This is a genomic window from Mycobacterium sp. 050272 (genome assembly GCF_039023525.1).
Taxonomy (GTDB): domain Bacteria; phylum Actinomycetota; class Actinomycetes; order Mycobacteriales; family Mycobacteriaceae; genus Mycobacterium.
Genome location: NZ_JBCHKV010000015.1, coordinates 106,781 through 132,257, shown reverse-complemented (window position 1 = coordinate 132,257; position 25,477 = coordinate 106,781). Strand labels below are relative to the sequence as shown.

Genomic DNA, 25,477 nt, shown 5'->3' with positions numbered 1-25,477 from the left:
GCACGTCCAAGACCTGGTGGCACTCACGCGATAAGCGCGGGTTATCACGGTGTACCGCGGCGCAGAAGTATCAGACGCTCGGCGCCATCACGCCACGAAGGATCCCCTGACCGATGCGCTTGCCACCGCGATCTGAGACTCCGGGTCGAATTCACCGCCCGGATCGCGGCCTGAGTAGGTAAAGTCCTCGGGACCAAGGGGGGCTCCGACGGCGACGTTCAAGAACGCCCTTGCCGCCGACGCACCCGGCGCGCAACCATGAATCGCGATCGCAATCGGTGCCCGCTGCTCGGGATCGACCAGGCGCAATCCCCGCATTGCACCGGTCGCCGGCATGGCGCGAAACCAGGTGTGCGGCACGATACTTGCCCATGCGCCGGTAGCGACGTGAGCATAGAGCGAGGCCATTGAGTCGGTTTCGATCTGCGGCTGCACCGCTGCGCCGACATCCGCGAATGCGCTGTCGACGCAATGACGAAACCCGGCCTCCGGAGCGAGCAGCGCGAGTGGCAGCGTGGCCGCCTCCGCCCAGGTAATGGTGCTCTCCGACGGCGCGAGCTGCTTTCCCGACACCAGCAACACACACTGCTCCTCGTACAGCGGAACAAGTTCCAGGTCGGGATGCTCGCGCAGATCGAAATGGGCGATGGCGGCGTCGAGCTCGAAACAGCGAAGCTGGCGCACCAATTCCGCTGCGGGAAAGTGCGATCGAACCCGCACCCGGGCCAACGGATGAAGTGAACAGAAAGCCGCGATCGGCAGCGCCGTCGTCATCGATACGGTCGGTCCCACTCCCAGCCGCAACACCCCGGAAATGCCGGACCGCAACGCGGCCGCCTCCGCGACCAGGCCGTCGTGCACCGCGAGAATTCGCTTGGCCCACACGACAAGCCGCTCCCCCTCCGCGGTGAGACCCTCGAAGTTACGTCCCCGGTTGATCAACGTGACGTTGAGCTCGCGCTCCAGCTTGGCGATGGACGCCGAGAGTGCGGGCTGGGAGACGAAGCAGGACTCGGCGGCTCGCGCAAAGTGTCGTTCCCGCGAAACCGCAACGAAGTATTCGAGTTGACGTAGCAGCATGAAGGCCTCCTTGCCTGCCAACCTTGCGGCAATCGCATCCCTGTAATCTCAACTGTATGCAGTATGCATTATTCAGTAGACTACTCGCCAGTAGGGACTACCTGCCGCCGACAGCGGCACAGGGAAGGACGAAAAGTGAACGGCACGAATACAGACCTTGATTCGATTGCTCAGATGGTGCTGAGCGCGACACCCGAGGCGATCGTGGTGTGCGACGCCGACGGGATCATCCGGCTGTGGAACAGCGGGGCACAACGACTGTTCGGCTATTCGGCGCCGGACGCGATCGGCGAAAGCCTGGACATCATCATCCCGGAGAAGCTGCGAAAACGTCACTGGGACGGCTATCACAAAACGATGGCCACCGGCCAGACGCGCTATGGAGACAAGCTGCTGAGCGTGCCGGCGACGCACCAGGATGGACACCGGCTATCCATCGAATTCAGTGTCGCCCTGTTACAGCGGGACGGCCGCACCGTGGGAATCTCGGCGATCATGCGTGAGGTCACCGAGCGCCGCAACGAGGAGCGCGCGCTGCGCGGCCGGCTGGCCGAACTGGAGGCGCGACTGGCTGAGCTGGAGCGCACCGGTACCTGAGGTACCGCGGCCGGGGTGTTTTGCGACCCTCTACGGTGAAGCCATGACCGACGACATCCTGCTGATCTCCACCGACGAGCGGGTGCGCACCCTGACGCTGAATCGGCCGCAATCCCGCAATGCACTGTCCGCGGCGCTGCGGGATCGGTTCTTCGGGGCGCTGACCGATGCCGAAATCGATGACGACGTCGACGTCGTCATCCTCACCGGGACCGATCCGGTGTTCTGCGCCGGGCTGGATCTCAAGGAACTGGGCGATTCGACGGCACTACCCGACATCTCGCCACGCTGGCCGTCGATGACCAAGCCGGTGATCGGCGCGATCAACGGGGCGGCGGTGACCGGCGGGCTCGAGCTCGTCCTGTACTGCGACATCGTGATCGCCTCCGAGCAGGCCCGCTTCGCCGACACCCACGCCCGGGTGGGCCTGTTGCCCACCTGGGGACTGTCCGTGCGACTGCCCCAGAAGGTGGGGGTGAATCTGGCCCGGCGGATGAGTATGACCGGCGACTACCTGTCGGCCGCCGACGCGCTGCGGGCCGGGCTGGCCACCGAGGTGGTGCCGCACGACCAACTGCTGGCCACCGCGCGTCAGGTCGCCGCCTCGATCGTCGGCAACAATCAGGACGCCGTCCGGGCATTGCTGGCCTCCTACCACCGCATCGACGAGGCGCAGACCAGCGAGGGCCTGTGGCTGGAAGCCATGGCAGCCAGGGCATTTCGGACCACCGGTGACGACATCGCCGCCAATCGCGAGGCGGTGCTGCAACGCGGGCGGGCGCAGCTGCGCTAGCGGCAGCCGGCCAGCTGTCCCACGTCGTCGGGCCGGGGTCGGTGTCGCACTGCTGGTGGCGGCCTGCGGAACACTCGTTTCCGGTCTGCGCGGAACCTGGATGTGGAAGTGGCCCGCACTCGGGCTGACCATGCGTTACCCACGGCGAGATAAACAACCGGTGATCGCCAGCGGCGTCAATTGCCAATACGATCCCAAGATGCGCATTGTCGTCGACCTCACAATGCGGGCCCTTTGCGTCCTGGCGCTGGTCATCGCATCCCTGATCGCATCCGGGCAGCACGCGTCCGCGCAGCCGCCACCTCGTTTTCCCAATCTGGACGGATTCACCCCGGTGCCGGCGGACGGCTATGTCACGACGGCGCTGCCGGGCAACGCCCCGCGGATAAGTTTCTCGACGCCGAATTCGGTGGCGTGCGACTTTTATGGCGGACCGGCGCCCGCGCCACCACAGTCACAAGATATTCGGTGCAATGGCGAAGTGCCCGGAATAGACGACATCACGTTTCCCGGCGGCGGTCATCCGAGGCCGGGTGACTGTGTGGAGGGCGCGGTGAATTTCAAGGGACCCGGCTACGAGTTGAGCCGGATGACCTACGGCGGATGCGGCGGCAACCCGGCCGCCTTGCCCTATGCCGGTAAGCCGTTGGCGGCGGGGCAGAAATTGTCGTACCTCAACGTCACCTGCGCGGTGAGTGCCGACAACGTCATCGCCTGCCTGGACACCACCAACGGAGATCACGGATTCGTGCTGCAGTCGGTGGGAAGCTGGGCGTTCTAGCCCGGCCTAGCCGAGCGCCGCGCGCAGCGAGGCCACCACGTCGTCGATCGACCCGGTGGTCGAATATCCGGCGGCCAGCCGGTGGCCACCGCCACCGAACACCGATGCCACCGCGGCCAGGTCGACATCGGCCTTGGCCCGCATCGACACCGACCACTGTTGTGGGTCAACCTCTTTGAACACCGCGGCGACCTCGGCCTGCTGCGTGGTGCGCACGATGTCGACGATGCTCTCGACTTCCTCCGGGCGTGAAGTGGTCCAGTCCTCGTTGCCGACGACCGCATACACCAGCCCACGCCCCTGCACCGCGTCCGGCACCAGTTGTGCCGACCCGAGCACCCGCGACAGCAGCGGCAGCCACACGAACGGGTGGGTGTCCATCAGCGTGCGGCTGATCTTGGCGTTGTCCACACCGAGTTCGACCAGCCGGGCGGCCAGCCGGAACGCGCGAGCGCTGGCCCAGCGGAACGAGCCGGTGTCGGTGGTCAGCCCGGCGTAGATGCAGTGCGCGACGTCCCGGTCGATCGGCTTGCCCCAGGCGTCGAGCAGTTCGGCCACCAACAGCGTTGTCGAATCCGCGGACGGGTCAACGTAATTCGCGGTACCGAACATTTGGTTGGAGGCGTGGTGATCGATCACCAGCAGCGGCTGGTCGGGGCCGAACGCGTCGCCGAGCGCGCCCAGCCTCTTGCGGCTCGGAACATCCACCGTCACAACCAAATCGACGTCTCGGCGCATCGCGTCGGGGCTCACCAGCAGCTGGCATCCGGGCAGCGAACGCAGCGACTCCGGCAGCGTGGCCGGTGCGGCGAAGCTGACCTCGACCTCTTTGTCGGTCCGGTCGAGCACCGTGGCCAGCGCCAAGCCCGCGCCGATGGTGTCGGCGTCGGGATGGACATGGCAGATCACCCCGATTGTCGTTGCCGCCGAAAGCAACTCGGCGGCACCGACCGCGTCCAGGCGCGCCCCCGCGATCGGGGGGCGGGCCAGCTCAGTCTTCGGGTCGATGGTCGTCACCGCGGTCCTCAGCGTCCGCTGCTCCCGTCGCCACCCCGACCTCGCGGTAGGGATCGGCCTCCCCCGCCGGTTTGGCCCCCACCCGAACCCGCGCCACGTCGGCGTCGGCCGCACGGGCACGGGCCAGCAGCTCGTCCATCCGCGCCACGGTGTCCGTCGTGGTGTCCCGGGTGAACGTCAGCGTGGGAGTGAACCGCACACCGGTGCCCGCACCGACCATGGTGCGCAACGTGCCCTTGGCCCGGTCCAGTGCGGCGGCCGCGCCCTCGTAATCGGGCTCGTCGTCCAGCGTGGGTCCCATCACGGTGTAGAACACCGTCGCGTCGTGCAGGTCGGCGGTGACCTTCGTGTCAACGATGGTCACCCCGTCCAGTCGCGGATCCTTGATCTCGAATTCGATCGCCGAGGCGACGATGGTGTTGATCCTCTTGGCCAGCCGGCGCGCCCGTGCAGGGTCTGCCATCAGGCGCGCTCCTTCTCGACGAGCTCGAAGGACTCGATGATGTCGCCTTCCTTGATGTCGGAATAGGTCAGCGTCATACCGCATTCGAAGCCGTCGCGAACCTCGGTGACGTCGTCCTTCTCGCGGCGCAGCGAGGAGATCGTCAAGTTGTCGGCGACCACGATGTTGTCGCGCAACAACCGGGCCTTGGCGTTGCGCCGCACGACGCCGGAGGTGATCAGGCAGCCGGCGATGACACCGACCTTGGAGGACCGGAAGATCGCGCGGATCTCGGCGCGGCCCAGCTGGTTCTCCTCGTAGATCGGCTTGAGCATGCCGCGCAGGGCCTTCTCGATCTCGTCGATGGCCTGGTAGATCACCGAGTAGTAGCGGATGTCCACGCCTTCACGGTTGGCCAGCTCGGTCGCCTTGCCCTCGGCACGCACGTTGAAGCCGATGATCACCGCGTCCGAGGCCGACGCCAGGTTGACGTTGGTCTCGGTGATGCCACCGACGCCGCGGTCGATGACGCGCAGTTCCACCTCGTCGTCGATCTCGATTCCCATCAGGGCCTCTTCGAGCGCCTCGACGGTACCGGCGTTGTCGCCCTTGAGGATCAGGTTCAGCTGGCTGGTTTCCTTCAGCGCCGAGTCCAGGTCCTCCAGGCTGATCCGCTTGCGCGAACGTGCCGCCAGGGCGTTGCGCTTGCGGGCGCTGCGCCGGTCGGCGATCTGGCGGGCGATGCGGTCCTCGTCGACGACCAACAGGTTGTCACCGGCGCCGGGCACCGACGTGAAACCGATGACCTGCACCGGCCGCGACGGCAGCGCCTCGTGGACGTCCTCGCCGTGCTCGTCGACCATCCGACGGACCCGGCCGTAGGCGTCGCCGGCGACGATCGAGTCACCGACCCGCAGCGTGCCGCGCTGGATCAGCACGGTGGCCACCGGTCCGCGACCGCGGTCCAGGTGCGCCTCGATCGCCACACCCTGGGCTTCCATGTCGGGGTTGGCCCGCAGGTCCAAGGCGGCATCGGCGGTCAGCAGCACCGCTTCTTCCAGCGCCTCGATGTTGGTGCCCTGCTTGGCCGAGATGTCGACGAACATCGTGTCGCCACCGAAATCCTCTGCCACCAAACCGTATTCGGTGAGCTGGCCGCGGATCTTGGCCGGGTCGGCGCCTTCCTTGTCGATCTTGTTGACCGCCACCACGATCGGCACGTCGGCCGCCTGCGCGTGGTTGATCGCCTCCACCGTCTGCGGCATCACGCCGTCGTCGGCGGCGACCACCAGGATCGCGATGTCGGTGGCCTTGGCACCACGGGCACGCATGGCGGTGAACGCCTCGTGACCCGGGGTGTCGATGAAGGTGATCAGCCGCTCGGTGCCCTCGAAATCGACCCCGACCTGGTAGGCACCGATGTGCTGGGTGATGCCGCCGGCCTCGCCCTCGCGCACACTCGCGTTTCGAATGGTGTCCAGCAGTCGGGTTTTACCGTGGTCGACGTGACCCATGACGGTCACCACCGGCGGACGGGTCTGCAGATCGTCCTCGCCGCCCTCGTCCTCGCCGTAGGTGAGGTCGAACGACTCCAGCAGCTCACGGTCTTCGTCCTCCGGGCTGACGACCTGGACGACGTAGTTCATCTCGCTGCCCAACAGCTCGAGCGTCTCGTCACCGACCGACTGGGTCGCGGTGACCATCTCGCCGAGGTTGAACAGCGCCTGCACCAGCGAGGCCGGGTTGGCGTTGATCTTGTCGGCGAAGTCGGAGAGCGATGCGCCGCGGGCCAGCCGGATGGTCTCGCCGTTGCCGTGCGGCAACCGCACCCCACCGACGACCGGGGCCTGCATGTTCTCGTACTCGGCGCGTTTCGCCCGCTTCGACTTGCGACCGCGCCGGGGCGCGCCACCGGGACGGCCGAACGCACCGGCCGCACCGCCGCGCTGGCCGGGACGGCCACCACCGGGACCGCCGCCACCGGGACGGCCCTGGAAACCGCCGCCGCCACCGGGCGCGGCACCGACGCCGCCTCCGCCGCCGCGGTAGTTACCGCCGCCGCCACCGCCAGGACCACCGGGACGGCCACCGCCACCGCCGGGCCGCGGACCACCGCCACCACCGGGACGCCCCGATCGCTGGAAGCCGCCGCCGCTGCTACCGCCCGGACGGGGCGGCATGCTGCCGGGCGACGCACCGCCGCCGGGCCGGGGTGCGCCGGGACGGGGTGCGCCCGGGCGTGGTGCCTGCGGACGCGGAATGGGCCGGTCGACGGGCTGCGCCGACGAGAAGGGGTTGTTGCCGACGCGCGGGGTACGGGCCGCCGGCTTCGGCATCGGGCCGGGCCGCGGGCCGGGGGTCGCACCGGGCGACGGCGGCTGCTGGCTGGGCGCCTGGCCACCGGGCGACGGCGGTTTCGGCTGCCCGGGCGTCGGCGCCGAGGGACGCGCGGGTGACGGCGCTGGCCGTCGGGGCGCGGGCGTCGGCGCCGCGGGGGCGTCGGCGCGCGCAGCGGGCGGAGCCGCCGGAGCGGGCTTGGCCGCGGGTGCAGCCGGTGTGTCAGCGGGCTTAGCCGGAGCGGCGGCCGCCTCGCCGTTGCCGGAGGGCTTCTGAATCGCCCTGTCCAGTGCCTTGTCGAGCGAGCGGTCCGGGCTCTTCGGGGCGCTCTTGGCGCCGGCCGACGCGGGCTTGCCGCCGCCGAACGACTCCCGCAGCCGCCGCGCCACGGGCGCTTCTACGGTCGACGATGCGGATTTGACGAATTCGCCCTGTTCATTCAGCCGGGCGAGAACTTGCTTGCTGGTGACACCGAGTTCCTTGGCCAACTCGTGTACGCGGGCCTTACCTGCCACTACATCTCCTGTCTATGAGGCGACAGCAGCGGGCCGCGCCTCGGGTTTAGCTATGACGCATGGTCATCGGGACTTCACGGTGTGCTCATGTTCTTCGCTACCTGTTCTGTTGCCGGGTGAGTCGAGCACCTCTAGGTACTCGACCAACGCGGATGTGTCCGGTGGACGTTCGATGCGCAGCGCTTTGGTGAAAGCCCGCCGCCGGATCGCTTCGGCTGCGCACCGCGGTACGGGATGCAGCCACGCACCCCGCCCCGGTAGGCGAGTCGCCGTGTCAACGATTACGGCGTATTCGCCGTTCCCGTTGGACACCGCCACCACTCGGAGCAATCGGACGGCCAACTCTCGCTTCCGGCACCCGACACACGTTCGCACGGGTCCGCCCGTGTGCGTGCGCGCCGAGGCCGAAGGCTCGCGCTGGATCACGGCTCAGTCTAGCGTCACGGAACCGATGGTCAGAACCACCCGCAACCGCACCGTAACCTGCGCGCCCGATCGCACACGCCATTGCCGAGTTTGGTCGGCGTTGAACTAGAACGGCGGCGGTTCGCCGGGGTCGGCGCGCGCGGCGGCACGGGCTTTCATGCGGGCTTGGTGGTGTTGCCGACGTTCGGCAGCGATGCGCAGGGCGCGTTCGTCAGCACGGGTGCGGCGACGTCTGGGCATCATGGCGGTACGCCCCGAACAGGGGTCGGCAGGCGCGAGGTCACCCTCGGACGCAGCCATGCCGCCCACGGCGCGGCACACGCTGGGGAACAGCAGGGCGCTGCCGGGGGTGGTGACGTAGGTCTGCCCGGACGGTGACGTCAGGATCAGCGTGCCGTCGGGTAACTGTTGGTCGGTCCAGCCCAAAAACGTTTTCACCAGGTGATGAGTGCGGCAGTAGCACTTCAGATTTGCGGCATGCGTCTTGCCGCCGTCGGCGAAGGGGACGGTGTGGTCGAGATCGCAGCGCATCGCGGGGTGGTCGCAGCCCGGCCAACGACACGTCAGGTCGCGGGCCCGCACGAATGCCGCCAGCGCCGCGGACGGCACATAGCCGGGTTCCGGCGGGGCATCTCCGGGATGCAGCAGCGGCACGAGCTTGGCGGTTTGGGCGAGTTCGATGAGCAGCTCGGGATCGATCAACCCGTCGGCGTCGAGTTCGGACGCGGGCGCGGTGCCGGTGCCGTCGACGGTGACCTGTTCGGCGATCACATGGATGGTCACCGGCGAGGCCGGTTTGCGGGCACCCGCGGCGCAATCCGCCCGCCGGCAGCGACACCCTAGGCGGTCGGCGCCGGCAGCCAGCGCACCCAACGCGTCGGCCCGGCGTTGAGTGGTGGTGCGCGGATCGTGCGCGCACACCGTGCCCGCCAGCGCGGTCAGCCGGGCGTCCAGGGCGTGCGCATCCGGGGAAAACAGGGTGCCCTGGATCTGGGCGATGCCGTCGATGTCCCCGCCGATCCACACCTCACGATCGCTGCGCATCTCTTTGCGCCGGCGCACCGCGTCGATATCGACCCGCGCCACGATCGCGTCGACCTTGGCCGCGAGCCGTCCCCGCGTCATCGACGGCCAGCGCGTCACGTTCGCGGCGATCCGCCCGTCCACGACGGCCAGAATGTCGGGGTCCTGGATCAGATCGGTGCGGGACACGATGGTGCGGAAGGCCTCGACGTCGATGTCACCGAGCGCGAACACCTGCCCCACCTTCGGCAGGCGTTCGCGCAGTGCACGGGCGTCCTCGACGCGGCCCCGCGCCCGCGGCTGACTGATCCTCAACGCCGCGGCGACCTCCGCGGCCACCGCGTCCACCGCGTCGACCACCCACTCCTGGGCCTGCGCACAGCGCGCATACCGGTGGGCGAACAACTCCCCGATCGCCACCAATTGCGCGGCGGCGGCCTGGTTCGCCAGCCGTGCAGCGGCGCGGATGCGACCCGTCCATTCCGGCGACTCCGCAGTACCCATCAATGCCTCGAGCTGTGGCCGTGCCCGACAAGCCCACTCGTCGAAGCGCGCCAATGACGATTCTTCGAACATACGTTCGATTATGCCACGCGGTTACGACGTTCGGTCGTCGGCGAAACGTGAACTAGTGATCGTGAGCCATCGGGGTGCTGGCGCCGTGTTCCGGCTGGCCCTCCGACGGCCCGGTCGCGGCGGCGGGCGAATCCCCGCGAATGTCGATGCGCCACCCGGTGAGCCGGGCGGCCAGCCGGGCGTTCTGCCCTTCCTTGCCGATGGCCAGGGACAACTGGAAGTCGGGCACCACCACGCGGGCGGCGCGGGCGGTCTGGTCGATCACCGACACCGATACCACCTTCGCCGGCGACAGCGCGTTGGCGACGAACCGGGCCGGGTCCTCGTCGTAGTCGATGATGTCGATCTTCTCGCCGGACAGCTCGCTCATCACGTTGCGAACCCGCTGCCCCATCGGACCGATGCAGGCACCCTTGGCGTTCAGGCCGGGCACCCGGGACGCGACCGCGATCTTGGAGCGGTGGCCCGCCTCGCGCGCCACGGCCACGATCTCCACCGAGCCGTCGGCGATCTCGGGAACCTCGAGCGAGAACAACTTGCGCACCAGATTGGGGTGGGTGCGCGACAACGTGATCACCGGCTCACGCGAACCCCGCGTCACGCCTACCACGTAGCAGCGCACCCGGTTGCCGTGCTCGTAGCTCTCACCCGGGACCTGTTCGGCCGCCGGGATGACGCCCTCGGAGGCCTTGGTTTCGCTGCCCATCCGCACCACGACCAGGCCGCGGGCGTTGGCGCGGCTGTCGCGCTGAATCACGCCGGCGACGATTTCGCCCTCGCGGGTGGAGAACTCGCCGTAGGTGCGCTCGTTCTCGGCGTCGCGGAAGCGCTGCAGCATCACCTGGCGCGCGGTGGTCGCCGCGATGCGCCCGAACCCTTCGGGGGTGTCGTCCCATTCGCTGATGACGTTGCCGTCCTCGTCGACCTCGCGGGCCATCACCTTCACCACGCCGGTCTTGCGGTCGATCTCGATCCGCGCGTCGTTCTGGTGGCCCTGGGTGTGCCGGTAGGCGGTCAGCAACGCAGACTTGATCGTCTCGAGCAGCTCATTGACCGAGATCCCCCGGTCCACCTCGATCGCGTGCAACGCGGCCATGTCGATATTCATGCTCCGGCCTCCGTCCTGCCCGACTCACCCGCACCCGCCAAATCCAGCTCGGTTGCCGATGGTGACGAAAACTCAACCTGGACAACCGCTTTCGCGATCTCGGCGAGCGGGATCTCACGCACCGTCCAGTCGCGGCCATCGCGGACCACCAGCGCCACCGCGTCGGCACCGGTCTGTCCCACCCGGCCGGTCAATTGCGATCCGTCCGCCAGCTGCACCTCGACCTTGCGGCCACGCGCGCGTCGGAAGTGTTTCTCGCTGGTCAGCGGACGCTCGACGCCGGGCGAGGAGACCTCCAGCACGTAGCTGCCGCCGATGCTGTCCAGCCCGTCCAGCAAAGCCGATGCAGACCGTGACAGGGTCGCGACGGCGTCCAAGTCCAAAGCGGTGTCGCCGTCGGCAATCACCGTGATGCGGGGCGGGCGCACCCGCGCATCGATGACCACGTCTTCGATTTCATAGCCGGCGCGCGCGAACTCTCCACCGAGTAGCTCGATCACCTGCGTCTGCGACGGTAGCCCGGTGGTCACGGCGAGCTCCTCATCTTGAGTTGTCCGGTCATCTGGCTGATGTCGCCGCCCACTCATCTTCGGACGGCTTCCGGCGTCCCGGTGGAACCGCTTCGTGTTCCGCGAGAACCGGGTACCAACGATACGCCAGGAATCGCGTATGACGAGGTGATCGCGTAGGTCGAGGTCCACCGCGGCATGCCCGACCGTCGCCCAATGGCAGGATGTTGGGCGTGCCTAGCGCTGTACCCGTCACCAGCCGGCGGGGTGTGCTCGCCGGGGGTGCCGCGCTTGCTGCGCTCGGGGTGGTCGTCTCCGCCTGCGGTGAGTCCCCGCCGAAACCCCCAGCGGTCGAACAACTATTGGGTCCGTTAGACCAGGCCAGACACGACAGCGTGCTCGCCGGTGCCGCCGCCGCGGCCGTCGGCGTCGCGCCGCAGGTCGCGGCCGCGCTGTCGGTGGTGGCCAACCAGCGCGCCGCACACGCCCGCGCACTGTCCACGGAGATCGCCCGGGCGGCCGGCAAGCTCAGCGCTTCCACGAGTGAAACCACCAGCGCCGCTCCGAGTCCGGCCGCGCCGGCGGGGCCACCGCCGCCGCCGCCCCCGGTGTCCGACGTGATCAACGCGCTGAAGACCTCGGCCGACAACGCCGCCCGGCTGGTGTCGGCCGAGTCGGGCTACCGGGCCGGGCTACTGGCGTCGATCGCCGCGTCATGCACGGCGTCCTACTTGGTGGCGCTGGTGCCCGGGGGGCCGTCGATATGACCTCCGGCAAGGACGCCGACAACCAGGCGCTCTGCGACGCGCTGGCCGTCGAGCATTCGACGATCTACGGCTACGGCATCGTGTCCGCGCTGTCGCCACCCAGCGTCAACAATCTGGTGGTGGAGGCGCTTTTGCAACACCGCCAGCGTCGCGACGACGTGATCGCCATGCTGGCCGCCCGCAAGGTCACCCCGCCACCGGCCGCCGCGGGTTATCAGCTGCCCCTGCTGGTGGGCAGTCCGGCCGACGCGGCTCGCCTGGCGGTGCGGATGGAGAACGACGGCGCGACGGCGTGGCGCGCGGTCACCGAGCACGCCGAGACCGCCGACGATCGTGCGTTCGCCTCGACGGCCCTGACCCAGAGCGCGGTGATGAGCGCGCGATGGAGCCGCATCCTGGGCGCCTGGCCGATCACGAGCAGTTTCCCGGGCGGCAACGAGTAAGCCCGCTAGCCGGTCACCGCGTTCACGATCTCGGTGGCCAGCGAGACACCGGCCGCCAGTTCGCGCGCCTGCCCGCTAAAGCGGTCGCGAAGCTCCACGACGCCATTGGCCCAGCCCCGGCCGACCACGACGATCCAGGGCATGCCGAGCAGCTCGGCGTCCTTGAATTTGACCCCGGGCGAGGCGGTGCGGTCGTCCAGCAACACCTCCAGGCCCAGCCGGCTCAGGTCGGCGGCCAGCGTCGTGGCGCCTTCGCGGGCCTGCGCGTCCTTGTTGGCGATCACCAGGTGCACGTCGAACGGCGCGATCGACGCCGGCCAGCGCAGGCCCAGCTCGTCGTGCTGTTGCTCGGCGACGACGGCGACCAGACGCGACACCCCGATGCCGTAGGAGCCCATCGTCAGTCGCACCGGCTTGCCGTCCTCACCGAGCACGTCGGCGGCGAACGCGTCGGTGTACTTGCGGCCCAGCTGGAAGATGTGCCCGATCTCGATGCCGCGCGCCATGATCAGCGGGCCGGCACCGTCGGGAGCCGGGTCACCTTCGCGCACTTCGGCGGCCTCGATGGTGCCGTCGGCAGTGAAGTCGCGGCCGGCCACCAGCCCGATCACATGGCGGCCCGGCTCGTCGGCCCCGGTGATCCAGCTGGTGCCGTCCACCACCCGCGGGTCGACGAGATAACGAACTTCGTTGTCCCGCAATGCCTTCGGACCGATATAGCCCTTCACCAGGAACGGGTACTTGGCGAAATCCGCGTCGCCGAGCATTTCGTATTCCGCCGGCTCCAGCGCGGCGCCCAACCGTTTGTCGTCGACCTCGCGGTCTCCGGGCACCCCGATGGCCAGCAGCTCCCACTCCCCGCCCGGCGCACGGACCTTGACCAGAACGTTCTTCAACGTGTCGGCCGCGGTGAAGGTGCGGCCCAGTCCGGCGCCGTTGGCCCACTGGACCAGCGTGGCGATGGTCGGGGTGTCGCCGGTGTCGTGCACCTGCGCCGGGGGCTGGCCGTCGATTGGCAGCGCCTCGGGACGCGCGGTGAGCACCGCTTCGACGTTGGCCGCGTACCCCGACTCCACGCACCGGACGAAGGTGTCCTCACCGATCGGGCTCTCGGCCAGGAACTCTTCCGACGCGCTGCCGCCCATCGCGCCCGACACCGCCGACACGATCACGTAGCGAACCCGCAACCGGTCGAAGATGCGCTGGTAGGCCTCCCGGTGCGCGTGGTAGGCGGCCTTGAGCCCGGCGGCGTCGATGTCGAAGGAGTAGGAGTCCTTCATCACGAATTCTCTGGCCCGCAAGATGCCGGCCCGCGGCCGCGCCTCGTCGCGGTACTTGATCTGAATTTGGTACAGCGTCAGCGGGAAATCCTTGTAGGAGCTGTACTCCCCCTTGACGGCCAGGGTGAAGAACTCCTCGTGCGTGGGCGCGAGCATGTAGTCGTTCCCGCGACGGTCCTGCACCCGGAACACCCCGTCGCCGTACTCGGTCCAGCGATTCGTCGTCTCATACGGTCCGCGCGGCAGCAGCCCGGGGAACAAGATCTCCTGCCCGCCGATCGCGTTCATCTCTTCGCGGACCACGCGTTCGATATTGCGCAGCACCCGCAGCCCCAGCGGCAGCCAGCTGTACAGCCCGGGCGCGACCTGCCGGATGTATCCGGCCCGCACCAGCAGTTTGTGGCTGGGCACTTCGGCGTCGGCGGGATCGTCGCGCAGGGTGCGCAGGAACAGCTCGGACATCCGGGTGATCACAGCGGGCCAGCCTAGCGTGATGACTCACGGCATCCAGCCGTGGGAAAGACGTTGCGAGTTACAGCTCGCCGGCGTCGATGGCTTCCTTGACCTCTTGGGCGTGCGCGACCTGCTCCGGGGTGTACCCGATGAACAGGGCGGCAAGGCCGACGATGACGGCCGTGCCGGCCACCCACAGCAGCCCGTAGGTGTAGCCGTGGTCAAGCGCCCGCAATTGTGCGTCGTTCATCACCTTCACTGGGCCGGTGGTGCCGCCCAAGTACAGAGTGCGCGAGGTGATGACGGCCTGGATGACAGCCAGCACCAGCGGCCCGCCCAGGCTTTGCAGCATCAGCGTCATCGCCGACACCGGGCCGATCTGATCGAAACCGACGCCCGCGATCGCGGCCAGCGTCAGCGGCACGACGACCATGCCGATGCCGATTCCGCCGACGACGATCGGCAGCACCAGGTTCGGGAAGTAGGGCACGCCGCGGTGCATGAACGCCCAGCCATAGATCATGGCCAGCAGCAGCAGCCAGCCACCGCCGATGGTCAGCACTCGCGGCGAGAACCGCGACACCAGTTGCGAGGAGATACCCAGACCGATGCCCATCGCGATGACGAATGGGATGAATCCGACGCCGGCACGCAGCGCGCTGTAGCCCAGGATGTCCTGAACGTAAAGGCCGATGCAGACGGTGAGGCTGAACATCACGCCGCCGGCCAGCAGGATCGCGGTGAACGTGACCAGCCGGTTGCGGTCGCGGAACAACCCGAACGGTACGACGGGGTTCTCGGCGGTGCGCTCGACGATGGCGAACGCGATGGCCGCGGCCACGGCGACCGCACCCGAACCCAGCGTGATCGCCGATATCCAGCCTTTTTCCGGGCCCATCGAAAAGGCGAACACGGCCGCGGTGCAGGCCAAGGTGGCCAGCATGGCCCCGGTGGCGTCGAGCTTCATCCGCTCTCGGTTGGTCTCGCGCAGCGCGGTGCGGGCCAGGTAGATCATCACCAGCCCGATCGGCACGTTGACCAGGAACGCGAGCCGCCAGGAGACCTCGGTCAGCGCGCCGCCGACGACCAGGCCCATCACCGAGCCGATCGCGGTCATCGCGGCGAACACCGCGGTGGCCGCGTTGCGCGCCGGACCCTTGGCGAACGTCGTCGCTACCAGGGCCAGACCGGTCGGCGACGCGATCGCCGACCCGACACCCTGCAGCAGCCGGGCGATGACCAGCGTCACCTCGTCCCAGGCCACCGCGCACAGCACCGAGGAGATGGTGAACAGCGTGACGCCGACGATGAAGGTGCGTTTGCGGCCGATGGTGTCACCGAGGCGCCCGCCGAGCAGCATCAGCCCGCCGAAGGTGAGCACATAGGCGGTGATCACCCAGCTACGGCCGGCGTCGGACAGGCTCAGCTCGTTCTGAATCTTAGGAAGCGCGACGATCGCGACGGTGCTGTCCATCGTTGCCAGCAACTGCATGCCGCCGATGGCGATCACGGCCGCGATGAAGCGGCGAGACGGCAGCCACGTCGGGTAATACCTGCTAGTGCGCGTGGTGGCGGACCCGGAAGCGGTTTCCGACGGGCGCTCGGTGCGCTCGGGTGCCGGACGATCGGGGCGCAGAGCGGACCAATTTCGGGCCGCGCGCTCAGTGTCGTTGAGGGCCGTCATAACGAGTTACCTTACAGTAATCTTAAGAATCGTTTAAACCCCGAATGCCGCCACGGGCCCGATCACGATGATCGCGGGAGGTCTGATCCCCTCCGCCCGCACCTTTTGCGGCGTGTCGGCAAGAGTTGCCCGCAACGTGTGCTGCGCCGGGGTCGTTCCGTGCTGGACCACCAGGACCGGGGTATCCGCAGGTCGACCGCCTTCCAGCAGTGCGTTGACGAACAGTTCGATGCGTTCGACGGCCATCAGCAAAACGATCGTGCCGGACAAGGCTGCCAGTGCATTCCAATTCACTAACGATTCGGGATGCCCGGGCGCCAGATGGCCGCTGACCACCACGAACTCGTGATTTACCGCTCGATGAGTGACAGGGACTCCCGCCAGCGCGGGCACCGCTATGGCACTTGTCACACCGGGCACCACGGTGACCGGAATGCCGGCGTCGGCGCACGCGATCACTTCCTCGTAACCGCGGGCGAACACGAACGGGTCACCGCCCTTGAGGCGAACGACGAAGTGGCCGGCTCGGGCCCGTTCGATCATCACGTTGTTGATCGCGTCCTGGGCCATGGCGCGGCCGTACGGGATCTTGGCGGCGTCGATGACTTCAACGTGCGGCGCCAGCTCGGCGAGCAGTTCGGGCGGGGCCAGGCGATCGGCGACCACGACGTCGGCCTGGGCGAGCAGCCGCCGCCCGCGGACGGTGATCAGCTCGGGGTCGCCGGGGCCACCGCCGATCAGCGCCACCCCGCCGCGCACGGCGTCGGAACTCCCCGAGCTGTCCGAGGCGATCAGGCCCTGTTGCAGCGCCTCGCGGATGGCCGAGCGGATCGCCGCCGAGCGGCGATGCTCGCCACCGGCCAGCACTCCCACCGACAGGCCGGCGTATTCGAACGACGCCGGGGTCACCGCGGTGCCCTCGATGGCGATGTCGGCGCGCACACAGAAGATCTGCCGGCTGTCGGCCTCGGCGACGACGGCCTCGTTGACCGACGCGTCGTCGGTGGCCGCGATCGCATACCAGGCTCCGTCGAGGTCACCGGCGCGGTATTCGCGCATCGTCAGGGTGATTCCGCTCATCGCCTCGACGGCGGGGGTGGCGGTCCGGCTGATCACGTGGACGTCGGCGCCACTGGCGATCAGCAGGGGTAGCCGGCGCTGGGCGACCGAACCGCCGCCGACCACGACGACCTTCTTGCCGGCCAGCCGTAGTCCGACGAGGTAGGGGCTCTCGGTCACCCGGCAAGCCTAGTGAAGACGATCGGCGCGGCCGTCAGGACGGGCGCGCCGCGGCGCGCGCGACGAACCGGGCCACCGCGTCGGGCACCGCGGCCGGGTGGGTGTGCAGATACGACGCGTGCACCCCGAGGTGCACCACGCCGTCGCGCAGCGGCGCCGCGTCGCCGGCCCGGTAGACCCAGGCCGGCTGGTAGCTCTCGGTGAAGGTGATCACGGTCCGGTGGAATTCGTGTCCCACCACCCGGGCCCCGGCCGCATACAGCGCCGAATCGGCCACCGCGACCGCGTCGCGATACGCGAGCTTGAGCTGCGGGGTGAACCGCGCCGCCCCGCCCAGCACCCCGCACATCGGGTACCCGTCGAGTTCGGAAGCCAGGTAGATCAGGCCCGCGCATTCCGCGTGCACCGGGGCTCCGGCGGCGGATAACTCGCGGATCTGTTGTCGCACAACATCATTGGCGGAAAGATCGGCGGTGAACTGTTCGGGGAAGCCGCCGGGCAGCAGCACGGCGGCGGTGCCGTCGGGCAGCGTATCGACCAGCGGGTCGAACTCGACCACGTCGGCACCGGCGGCGCTCAACAGCTCGGCGTGTTCGGCGTAGCCGAAGCTGAATGCCTTCCCGGCGGCCATTGCGACCGTGGCGCGGCCGGGCGCGGTCTGCCCCACCGCGGCAACGGGATCCCACGGGGTGCCGGCGGTGCGGCTTGCCGCGACCGCCACCACCGCGGCCAGGTCGACGTGCCGCGCGATCAGGTCGGTCATCGCCTGGACGGCGAGCCGGGCCCGCCGCCCGTATTCGACCGCGGTGACCAGGCCCAAATACCTTGTCGGCAGCTCTAATTCGGCGGTACGCGGAATGGCACCCAACACCGGGATGCCGGTGTGCTCGCAGGCCTGTCGCAACACCTGCTCGTGCCGGGGCGATCCCACCCGGTTGAGGATCACGCCGGCGATCCGGGTTGCGGTATCGAACGTCGAAAAGCCATGCAGCAGTGCGGCGATGCTGTGGCTCTGGCCGCGCGCGTCGACGACCAGGATCACCGGGGCGCCGACCAGCCCGGCGACGTGCGCCGTGGAGCCCAGCGGCGGGAACGCCATGGGATTCTCCCGGGGCCCGATCCGCCCGTCGAACAGACCCATCACGCCCTCGATCACCGCGATGTCGGCGCCGGCGGCGCCGTGCGCGTAGAGCGGGCCGATCAGCGGTTCGCCCACCATCACCGGGTCGAGGTTGCGTCCGGGCCGTCCAGCCGCCAGGCCGTGGTAGCCGGGGTCGATGAAGTCGGGCCCGACCTTGAACGGCGCGACCGTGTGCCCGGCCTGGCGCAGGGCCCCGATCAAACCCGTTGCGATCGTGGTCTTTCCGCTGCCGGAGGCGGGCGCGGCGACGACGACCGCGGGGGCGTTCACCACTCGATGCCCTGCTGCCCCTTGCGGCCCGCATCCATCGGATGCTTGACCTTGGTCATCTCGGTGACCAGGTCTGCGACCTCGACCAGTCGCGCCGGGGCGGCGCGTCCGGTGATCACCACATGCTGATGGCCGGGCCTGGCCACCAATGCGTCCACCACCTCGTCGACGTCGACCCACCCCCACTTCAGCGGGTAAGTGAACTCGTCGAGCACATAGAAGTCGTGGCGCTGCTCGGCCAGCCGGCGCGAGATCTCCGCCCAGCCGTCGGCGGCCGCGGCCGCGTGGTCGTCCTCGCTGCCGGATTTGCGCGTCCAGGACCAGCCGCTGCCCATCTTGTGCCATTCCACCGCCGCACCGACGCCATGCTCGTCGTGCAATTGGCCCAGCCGTCGAAAGACGGCTTCCTCCCCCACTTTCCACTTCGCGCTTTTGACGAACTGGAACACCGCAACGTCGAGGCGTGCGTTCCACGCGCGCAACGCCATCCCGAACGCCGCGGTCGACTTGCCCTTGCCGTCACCGGTGTGCACCGCCAGCACCGGCAGGTTGCGCCGGGCCCGGGTACTCAGTCCGTCATCCGGGACCTGCAGCGGGATTCCCTGTGGCATGGTCAGGCCGCGCCGCGCACGGCTCGCGTCAGGTGGTCGGCGTGCAGTTGCTCCAGCCGGACGGTCGGTGCGGCGAGCTGGCGGCCCAGCTGCTGAGCCAATCCCAGTCGCACATATGACGTTTCACAGTCCACGACCACCGCCGCCGAACCCTCGGCCGCCAGTCGCGACGCCGCGATTGCACTGCGGCCCAACGGGTCCGGGCCCGCGGTTGCCCTCCCGTCGGTCAGCACCACCACCAGCGGACGCCGCGCGCGATCGCGGGTCCGTTCCCGCACGATCAGCTCACGCGCGGCCAGCAGACCCTCGGCCAGCGGGGTCTTGCCGCCGGTGTCGAATCGGGCCAGCCGCCGGCCGGCGATGTGGGCCGACGAGGTCGGTGGCAGCAACAACCGCGCTTCGTGCTGCCTGAAGGTGATCACCGCGACCTTGTCGCGCCGTTGATAGGCGTCGCGCAACAGTGACAGGGCGGCACCGCTGACGGCGGCCATCCGGTCCCGGGCGGCCATCGACCCCGACGCGTCGACGACGAAGATCACCAGGTTGCCTTCGCGTCCCTCGCGGATGGCGCGGCGGATGTCGGCGGGCCGCGGGCGCAGCGGTCCCGCGCCGGCCTGCTCGGCGGCTGACAGCAGCGTGGCGAACAGGTGCAGACCATGGGCGCCCGGGTCGTCGGCCCCGGCGGCCGCCACGACGCTGCCCGAGGAATTGCGGGCCCGCGAGCGCCGGCCGGGCGCGCCTTCACCGACGCCGGGAACCGTCAATGCCCGGGTGCGAAACGTCTTCGACGGCGGGGCGCTGGGTCGTGTCCGGGGCGCCTGGGTTTTCGCGTTGGAGGACGACTCTTGTTGTGCGGCTGTGTCATTGGTGGACTGGCCGCCGCCGGGCGGATCGGGATCGGGCTCCGGCTGGTCGTCGGCTTGCCGCAGGGCCTCGTCCAGCTGCTCGCGATCGAGGCCGGGGTCGTCGAACGGGTCGCGGCGACGCCGGTGCGGCAGCGCCAGTTCGGCGGCCACCCTGATGTCCTGCTCGGCCACGATTGTCGCGCCCCGCCAGGCGGCGTGCGCGACGGCGGTGCGGGCTACCACCAAATCCGCGCGCATCCCGTCCACGTCAAACGCCGCACACAGCGCCGCGATGCGCCGTAATTCGTTGTCCGGCAACACCACATCGTCGACCAGCGCGCGGGCCGCGGCGATCCGCCGGGCCAGCTCGGCGTCGTCGCCGCCGTAGCGGGTGGCGAAGCCGTCCGGGTCGGCCTCATAAGCCATCCGCTGCCGGATCACCTCCGCGCGCACCTCGACGTCACGCGAGGCGTGCACTTCGACCGTCAGCCCGAACCGGTCGAGCAGTTGCGGGCGCAGTTCGCCTTCCTCTGGATTCATCGTGCCGATCAGCACGAAACGGGCCTCATGTGAATGCGAGATGCCGTCGCGTTCGATGTGCACCCGGCCCATCGCGGCGGCGTCGAGCAGCACGTCGACCAGATGGTCGTGCAGCAGGTTGACCTCGTCGACGTACAGCACGCCGCCGTGGGCACGCGCGAGCAACCCTGGCGAGAAAGCATGCTCGCCGTCGCGCAGCACCCGCTGCAGATCCAGCGACCCGATCACCCGGTCTTCGGTTGCGCCGAGCGGCATTTCGACCAGGCCGGACCCGGCGCCGTTAGTTCCGGTCGCCGCGGACAGCAACGCGGCAAGCCCGCGCACGGCCGTCGATTTTGCGGTGCCCTTCTCGCCGCGGATCAGCGCGCCACCGATCTCCGGGCGCACCGCACACAGCAGCAGCGCCAGCCGTAACTGATCGTGGCCGACGATCGCGCTGAACGGATACGGCTTCACGGCTTCGCCATCTGCCCGGAGCCGGGCCGCAGCATGGGGACGTGCGGCACGCCATCGTCGATGAAATCGTCGCCGTCGCGCACAAAACCATGGTGGGCGTACATCTCGGCGAGATAGGTCTGCGCGTTGATCCGGCACGGGTAGTTACCGACCTCGGCCAGCGCCGCCCGCAGCAGCCGGGTGGTATGGCCCTGTCCGCGCACGCTGCGTTTGGTACACAGCCGCCCGATCCGGAACACCTTCTCCCCACCGGCGTGCTCCTCCATCAGCCGCAGCGTGCTGATCACCTCGCCGTCCGCCGACTCCAGCCAGAAGTGCCGGGTCTCGGCGAGCAAGTCACGCCCGTCCAGCTCCGGATACGGGATGGCCTGCTCCACGACAAACACCTCTACCCGTAGCTTGAGTAGCTCGTAAAGGGTTTGCGCGTCAAGGTCTTTGGCCCAGATGCGGCGTAGCGCTTCTGTCATCGGCGCCGCTCCTCCTCATCAGTTCGGTTAGCTAGCCGGCGCGGTTCATGAGCCGTTCAACTGTAATACGTTGGCGCTCCACGTTCTCACCTCGTCGTAGAGCGCCGGTTCCTCGGACAGCCGGGTCCCCAGCGAGGGCACCATCTCTTTGAGCCTGGGCAGCCAGGATTGGTAGCGGTTGGCAAAACAGCTGGCCAGCACATCGAGCATGATCGGCACCGCCGTCGAGGCGCCGGGCGAGCCACCGAGCAGACCCGCAATGCTGCCGTCCGACGATCCCACCACGGTGGTGCCGAACTCGAGCGCCCCGCCTTTGCCCGCGACCCGCCGGATCACCTGCACGCGCTGACCGGCCACCGTCAGCTGCCAATCCGAATCCCGCGCGCCAGGGGCGAATTCGCGCAGCACCTCCATCCGGTCGCGTTCGGTGAGGCGCAGTTGGCGGACCAGGTAATTGACCAGCGTCAGCTCGGTGATGCCGACCCCCAGCATCGACAGCACGTTGTCCCGCCTGACCGAACGGGGCAAATCGCTGACGTGACCATGCTTCAAGAACTTAGGCGACCAGCCGGCATACGGCCCGAAGACCAGCCACGACTTGCCGTTGACGAACCGAAGGTCCAGATGCAGCGCCCCGAGCGGCGGGGCGCCGGGGGCGGGGACCCCGTAGACCTTGGCCCGGTGCGCGGCCGTCAGCGCTGGGTTGTCGGTACGCAGGAACCGGCCGCCGATCGGGAAGCCGGCGAAGCCTTTGACCTCCGCGATACCGGACTTCTGTAACAGCGGTAGTGCGTCACCGCCGCCGCCGACGAATACGAATTTCGCATCCAGATTGCGCTTTTCGCCAGTCCGCCGGTTTGCGATCCGCAGCGTCCAGCCGTCGGCATGACGGGTCAGATTGCGCACCTCGTGGCCGAACAGTGCCGTGGCACCGTGGCGCACGCAATAGCCGATGAGCTGTTGGGTCAGCGCGCCGAAGTCGACGTCGGTGCCGTCGGGGGCCCAGTTGAGCGCAGTCGGCTCGGAGAAGTCACGTCCGGCGGCCATGAACGGCAGCCGGCGGGCGAACTCGTCTGGATCGTCGACCAATTCCGTCCCGGCGAACAGCGGGTTCGGCGCCAGCGCCTGCTGCCGGCGCCGCAGATAGTCGACCTGCCGCGCGCCGTGCACGAAGCTGACATGCGGGACGGCGTTGACGAAGCGCCGATCCGTGAGGATGCCGTTCTCGACGGCATAGGCCCAGAACTGGCGCGTCACCTGGAATTGCTCGTTGATCGATACGGCTTTGGTGATATCGATCGACCCCTGGGAGCCGGGGCGCTCGGGTGTGTAGTTCATCTCGCACAGCCCGGCATGCCCGGTGCCGGCGTTGTTCCACGGGCTGCTGCTCTCGGCGGCCACCGCATCGAGCCGCTCGACCACCGTGATCGACCAGTCCGGCTCCAGCCGCCGCAGCAATACGGCCAGGGTGGCGCTCATGATCCCGGCGCCGACCAGCACGATGTCGGTGCGCGTCGTTGTGTCTGACACCGAAACGCTGGCCCTTTCTCGGTCCTTTTCGAAGTCCTTTTCTAGCCGGTCATCCAGGCTATCCCGGCCGGCGCGGCCGCACCGACCCGAACCGGCCACGACCAGCAAAAGCATCCGCCACGCTAAGCTGGGCTGGTGACTGGCTGGGTGCCCGATGTCCTGCCTGGCTATTGGCAGTACACCATCGAATTGGGACCCGATCCCGCCGGCGAGGGCGACATCGTCGCAACCTTGATTCGGCGCGGCCCCGGCGGCGGTGACGGCGGCGGCCTCGAGCACGCGGTTCTGACGGTGCACGGTTACACCGACTATTTCTTCAACACCGCGCTGGCCGATCACTTCGCCGCCCGTGGTTTCACCTTCTACGCATTGGACCTGCAGAAGTGCGGACGGTCGCGACGCGACGGCCAGACCCCACACTTCATCACCGATCTCGCGCACTACGACACCGAACTCGAACGCGCCCTGGCTCTGATCGGCCAGCAGGCCCCCGACGTCCGGGTCCTGATGTACGGCCATTCGGCCGGCGGCCTGATCGTGCCGCTGTGGCTGGACCGGTTGCGCCGCCGAAACGCCAAGGCGCACAACGGCATCGGCGGCTTGGTGCTCAACAGCCCCTTCCTGGATCTGCATGGCCCGGCGGTGCTGCGCCTGGGCATGACGTCGGCGATGATCGGCGGCCTGTCGCGGGTGCGTTCCAAGGTCGTGTTGCGCGGCACCAGCAAGGGCGGTTACGGCACCACGCTGCACCGCGACTACGACGGCGAGTTCGACTACAACCTGGAGTGGAAACCGTTGGGCGGCTTCCCTATTACCGCGGGATGGCTGCACGCCGTGCGCCGCGGCCAGGCCCGCCTGCACCGGGGCCTGGACGTGGGGGTGTCGAACCTGATCCTGCGCTCGGACCACAGCGTGACCGAATCCGCGGACGCGATGTCGATGCAACGCGGCGACGCGGTCCTCGACGTCACCCAGATCGCCCGGTGGGCGGGCTGCATCGGGCACCGCAGCAACGTCGTTCCGGTGGCCGACGCCAAACACGACGTGTTCCTGTCGCTGGAGGGTCCGCGCTCGGTCGCCTATCGGGAACTGGATCTGTGGCTGGACGGCTACCTGCGCTCCACGAACAGCGACGCCTCGGCGTCATCCGGAAAGGGGTGAGCAGCGTGGAGACCTACGACGTCGCGATCATCGGAACCGGCTCGGGCAACACCGTTCTCGATGACCGTTTCGCCGACAAGCGCGTGGCGATCTGCGAGCAGGGCACCTTCGGCGGCACCTGCCTCAACGTCGGCTGCATCCCGACCAAGATGTTCGTCTACGCCGCCGAGGTCGCCCAAACCATCCGCGAGGCTTCGCGTTACGGCGTCGACGCGCACATCGACCGGGTGCGCTGGGACGACATCGTCTCGCGCGTCTTCGGGCGCATCGATCCGATCGGGGTCGGCGGCGAGGACTATCGCAGCTCGGCGCCCAACATCGACGTGTACAAGCAGCACACCCGGTTCGGTCCGGTCCAGGCCGGCGGGCGCTATCTGCTGCGCACCGACGCCGGCGACGAGTTCACCGCCGAGCAAGTGGTGATCGCCGCGGGGGCTCGGGCGGTGGTTCCCGCCGCGATCCTCGACTGCGGCGCGCAGTACTACACCAGCGACACGATCATGCGAATCTCCGAATTCCCAGAACATCTGGTGATCGTCGGAGGTGGTTTCGTGTCCGCCGAGTTCGCCCATATCTTCTCGTCGCTGGGCGCGCGGGTCACGCTGGTGGTGCGCGGCTCCGCGTTGCTGCGGCACTGCGACGACGCCCTGTGCAAGCGCTTCACCCGCATCGCGTCGAGCAAATGGGAACTGCACACCCACTGCAACGTCGTGAGCGCCGAGAACCAGGGCAGCGGTGTCGCGGTGCGACTCGACAACGGCCACACCATCAACGCCGACGCGATGCTGGTCGCCACCGGCCGGGTTTCCAACGCCGATCAACTCGACCTCGAGCAAGCCGGCATCGCCGTCGAGGACGGCATTGTCGTCGTCGACGAGTACCAAAGGACCACGGCACGTGGGGTTTTCGCTCTCGGCGACGTCTCCTCGAAGTATCAACTCAAGCACGTCGCCAACCACGAGGCGCGGGTGGTGCAGCACAATCTGCTGTGCGACTGGGACGACACCGAGGCGATGGCGGTCACCGACCATCGCTTCGTGCCGTCCGCGGTGTTCACCGACCCCCAGGTCGCCTGCGTCGGACTCACTGAAAACGAGGCCATTGCACAGGGTTTCAAGATCTCGGTGAAGATCCAGGATTACGGCGACGTCGCCTATGGCTGGGCGATGGAAGACACCACCGGGTTCGTCAAGCTGATCGGCGAGCGCGGCACCGGGCGTCTGCTGGGTGCCCACATCATGGGCCATCAGGCCTCGTCGATCATCCAGCCCTTGATCCAGGCAATGAGCTTCGGGCTGACCGCTCCCGAGATGGCGCGCGGGCAGTACTGGATTCACCCGGCGCTGCCCGAAGTGGTGGAGAACGCGCTACTGGGCCTGCGCTGAC

The 25,477-nt window shown here is 68.6% G+C and carries 22 protein-coding genes and 1 pseudogene; 7 read left to right on the top strand and 16 right to left on the bottom strand.

Features of this window, described 5'->3' with window-relative positions:
• Positions 1-87: 87 nt before the first annotated feature.
• Positions 88-1,080 (bottom strand): LysR family transcriptional regulator, encoded by a 993-nt coding sequence (locus AAHS21_RS24120; protein ID WP_342930064.1) that lies wholly within the window; start codon positions 1,078-1,080, stop codon positions 88-90.
• 135 nt (positions 1,081-1,215) lie between these two features.
• Here AAHS21_RS24120 and AAHS21_RS24115 point away from each other — a divergent pair, with 135 nt between their 5' ends.
• The 3 genes from AAHS21_RS24115 (at position 1,216) to AAHS21_RS24105 (ending at position 3,251) form a co-directional block, all read left to right on the top strand.
• Complete coding sequence (locus AAHS21_RS24115) at positions 1,216-1,677, top strand: PAS domain S-box protein (RefSeq protein WP_342930063.1); 462 nt, start codon at positions 1,216-1,218, stop codon at positions 1,675-1,677.
• A 43-nt stretch (positions 1,678-1,720) separates the two neighbouring features.
• On the top strand, positions 1,721-2,470 hold the full coding sequence (locus tag AAHS21_RS24110; protein WP_342930062.1) for an enoyl-CoA hydratase: 750 nt from the start codon (positions 1,721-1,723) through the stop codon (positions 2,468-2,470).
• A 199-nt stretch (positions 2,471-2,669) separates the two neighbouring features.
• Positions 2,670-3,251, top strand: coding sequence for a hypothetical protein (locus AAHS21_RS24105; protein WP_342930061.1), 582 nt, complete (start codon positions 2,670-2,672; stop codon positions 3,249-3,251).
• Between the two features lie 6 nt (positions 3,252-3,257).
• Here AAHS21_RS24105 and AAHS21_RS24100 read toward each other — a convergent pair whose 3' ends face one another.
• From AAHS21_RS24100 to rimP, 7 genes are all read right to left on the bottom strand, one after another.
• Entirely contained in the window at positions 3,258-4,268 is a 1,011-nt protein-coding gene (locus AAHS21_RS24100) for a bifunctional oligoribonuclease/PAP phosphatase NrnA (protein ID WP_342930060.1), read from the bottom strand.
• Positions 4,243-4,731, bottom strand: a complete 489-nt coding sequence (rbfA, locus tag AAHS21_RS24095; RefSeq protein WP_342930059.1) for a 30S ribosome-binding factor RbfA — start codon at positions 4,729-4,731, stop codon at positions 4,243-4,245. The genes AAHS21_RS24100 and rbfA overlap by 26 nt, the downstream gene beginning before the upstream one ends.
• Positions 4,731-7,562 (bottom strand): translation initiation factor IF-2, encoded by a 2,832-nt coding sequence (gene infB, locus AAHS21_RS24090; RefSeq protein WP_342930058.1) that lies wholly within the window; start codon positions 7,560-7,562, stop codon positions 4,731-4,733. The genes rbfA and infB overlap by 1 nt, the downstream gene beginning before the upstream one ends.
• 63 nt (positions 7,563-7,625) lie before the next feature.
• A complete protein-coding gene (locus AAHS21_RS24085; RefSeq protein ID WP_342930057.1) occupies positions 7,626-7,988 on the bottom strand; it encodes a YlxR family protein in 363 nt (120 codons plus the stop codon).
• A 105-nt stretch (positions 7,989-8,093) separates the two neighbouring features.
• Positions 8,094-9,587, bottom strand: coding sequence for an HNH endonuclease signature motif containing protein (locus tag AAHS21_RS24080; protein WP_342930056.1), 1,494 nt, complete (start codon positions 9,585-9,587; stop codon positions 8,094-8,096).
• Between the two features lie 52 nt (positions 9,588-9,639).
• Complete coding sequence (gene nusA / locus AAHS21_RS24075) at positions 9,640-10,695, bottom strand: transcription termination factor NusA (protein WP_342930055.1); 1,056 nt, start codon at positions 10,693-10,695, stop codon at positions 9,640-9,642.
• On the bottom strand, positions 10,692-11,225 hold the full coding sequence (rimP, locus tag AAHS21_RS24070; protein WP_342930054.1) for a ribosome maturation factor RimP: 534 nt from the start codon (positions 11,223-11,225) through the stop codon (positions 10,692-10,694). The genes nusA and rimP overlap by 4 nt, the downstream gene beginning before the upstream one ends.
• A 203-nt stretch (positions 11,226-11,428) precedes the next feature.
• Between rimP and AAHS21_RS24065 the strand changes: the two genes are divergently transcribed.
• Positions 11,429-11,971: a hypothetical protein gene (locus AAHS21_RS24065; RefSeq protein WP_342930053.1), complete on the top strand. Its 543-nt coding sequence runs from the start codon at positions 11,429-11,431 to the stop codon at positions 11,969-11,971.
• Positions 11,968-12,414, top strand: a complete 447-nt coding sequence (locus AAHS21_RS24060; RefSeq protein WP_096286214.1) for a ferritin-like domain-containing protein — start codon at positions 11,968-11,970, stop codon at positions 12,412-12,414. Before AAHS21_RS24065 ends, AAHS21_RS24060 begins: the two co-directional genes overlap by 4 nt.
• 5 nt (positions 12,415-12,419) lie before the next feature.
• Here AAHS21_RS24060 and AAHS21_RS24055 read toward each other — a convergent pair whose 3' ends face one another.
• The 8 genes and pseudogenes from AAHS21_RS24055 to mqo all read right to left on the bottom strand — a co-directional run bounded on the left by AAHS21_RS24055 (position 12,420) and on the right by mqo (position 22,930).
• Entirely contained in the window at positions 12,420-14,168 is a 1,749-nt protein-coding gene (locus tag AAHS21_RS24055; RefSeq protein ID WP_342930052.1) for a proline--tRNA ligase, read from the bottom strand.
• Positions 14,169-14,226: 58 nt separating this feature from the next.
• Positions 14,227-15,831: an MFS transporter gene (locus tag AAHS21_RS24050; protein WP_342930051.1), complete on the bottom strand. Its 1,605-nt coding sequence runs from the start codon at positions 15,829-15,831 to the stop codon at positions 14,227-14,229.
• A gap of 22 nt (positions 15,832-15,853) precedes the next feature.
• Positions 15,854-17,070 (bottom strand): annotated as a pseudogene (cobA, locus tag AAHS21_RS24045) (uroporphyrinogen-III C-methyltransferase).
• A gap of 34 nt (positions 17,071-17,104) precedes the next feature.
• A complete protein-coding gene (locus tag AAHS21_RS24040) occupies positions 17,105-18,481 on the bottom strand; it encodes a cobyrinate a,c-diamide synthase (protein ID WP_342930106.1) in 1,377 nt (458 codons plus the stop codon).
• Positions 18,478-19,092 (bottom strand): cob(I)yrinic acid a,c-diamide adenosyltransferase, encoded by a 615-nt coding sequence (gene cobO, locus AAHS21_RS24035; RefSeq protein WP_342930050.1) that lies wholly within the window; start codon positions 19,090-19,092, stop codon positions 18,478-18,480. Before cobO ends, AAHS21_RS24040 begins: the two co-directional genes overlap by 4 nt.
• A 2-nt stretch (positions 19,093-19,094) precedes the next feature.
• The gene (locus AAHS21_RS24030; protein ID WP_342930049.1) at positions 19,095-20,933 is read right to left on the bottom strand and encodes a magnesium chelatase subunit D family protein; all 1,839 of its coding nucleotides are present in this window, start codon (positions 20,931-20,933) and stop codon (positions 19,095-19,097) included.
• The gene (locus AAHS21_RS24025) at positions 20,930-21,400 is read right to left on the bottom strand and encodes a GNAT family N-acetyltransferase (protein ID WP_342930048.1); all 471 of its coding nucleotides are present in this window, start codon (positions 21,398-21,400) and stop codon (positions 20,930-20,932) included. Before AAHS21_RS24025 ends, AAHS21_RS24030 begins: the two co-directional genes overlap by 4 nt.
• A gap of 45 nt (positions 21,401-21,445) precedes the next feature.
• Positions 21,446-22,930 (bottom strand): malate dehydrogenase (quinone), encoded by a 1,485-nt coding sequence (gene mqo / locus AAHS21_RS24020; protein WP_342930047.1) that lies wholly within the window; start codon positions 22,928-22,930, stop codon positions 21,446-21,448.
• Positions 22,931-23,065: 135 nt separating this feature from the next.
• On the opposite strand from mqo, the gene AAHS21_RS24015 reads away from it, so the two are divergent.
• Positions 23,066-24,091: an alpha/beta hydrolase gene (locus AAHS21_RS24015; protein ID WP_342930046.1), complete on the top strand. Its 1,026-nt coding sequence runs from the start codon at positions 23,066-23,068 to the stop codon at positions 24,089-24,091.
• 5 nt (positions 24,092-24,096) lie between these two features.
• Positions 24,097-25,476, top strand: coding sequence for a mycothione reductase (mtr, locus tag AAHS21_RS24010; RefSeq protein ID WP_342930045.1), 1,380 nt, complete (start codon positions 24,097-24,099; stop codon positions 25,474-25,476).
• Position 25,477 lies beyond the last annotated feature (1 nt).

Coding starts and splice junctions, on each gene's coding strand:
- AAHS21_RS24120 (WP_342930064.1), bottom strand. CDS start 1,080: ATGCTGCTACGTCAACTCGAATACTTCGTTGCGGTTTCGCGGGAACGA.
- AAHS21_RS24110 (WP_342930062.1), top strand. CDS start 1,721: ATGACCGACGACATCCTGCTGATCTCCACCGACGAGCGGGTGCGCACC.
- AAHS21_RS24105 (WP_342930061.1), top strand. CDS start 2,670: ATGCGCATTGTCGTCGACCTCACAATGCGGGCCCTTTGCGTCCTGGCG.
- rbfA (WP_342930059.1), bottom strand. CDS start 4,731: ATGGCAGACCCTGCACGGGCGCGCCGGCTGGCCAAGAGGATCAACACC.
- AAHS21_RS24080 (WP_342930056.1), bottom strand. CDS start 9,587: ATGTTCGAAGAATCGTCATTGGCGCGCTTCGACGAGTGGGCTTGTCGG.
- nusA (WP_342930055.1), bottom strand. CDS start 10,695: ATGAATATCGACATGGCCGCGTTGCACGCGATCGAGGTGGACCGGGGG.
- AAHS21_RS24065 (WP_342930053.1), top strand. CDS start 11,429: ATGTTGGGCGTGCCTAGCGCTGTACCCGTCACCAGCCGGCGGGGTGTG.
- AAHS21_RS24060 (WP_096286214.1), top strand. CDS start 11,968: ATGACCTCCGGCAAGGACGCCGACAACCAGGCGCTCTGCGACGCGCTG.
- AAHS21_RS24050 (WP_342930051.1), bottom strand. CDS start 15,831: ATGACGGCCCTCAACGACACTGAGCGCGCGGCCCGAAATTGGTCCGCT.
- cobO (WP_342930050.1), bottom strand. CDS start 19,092: ATGCCACAGGGAATCCCGCTGCAGGTCCCGGATGACGGACTGAGTACC.
- AAHS21_RS24025 (WP_342930048.1), bottom strand. CDS start 21,400: ATGACAGAAGCGCTACGCCGCATCTGGGCCAAAGACCTTGACGCGCAA.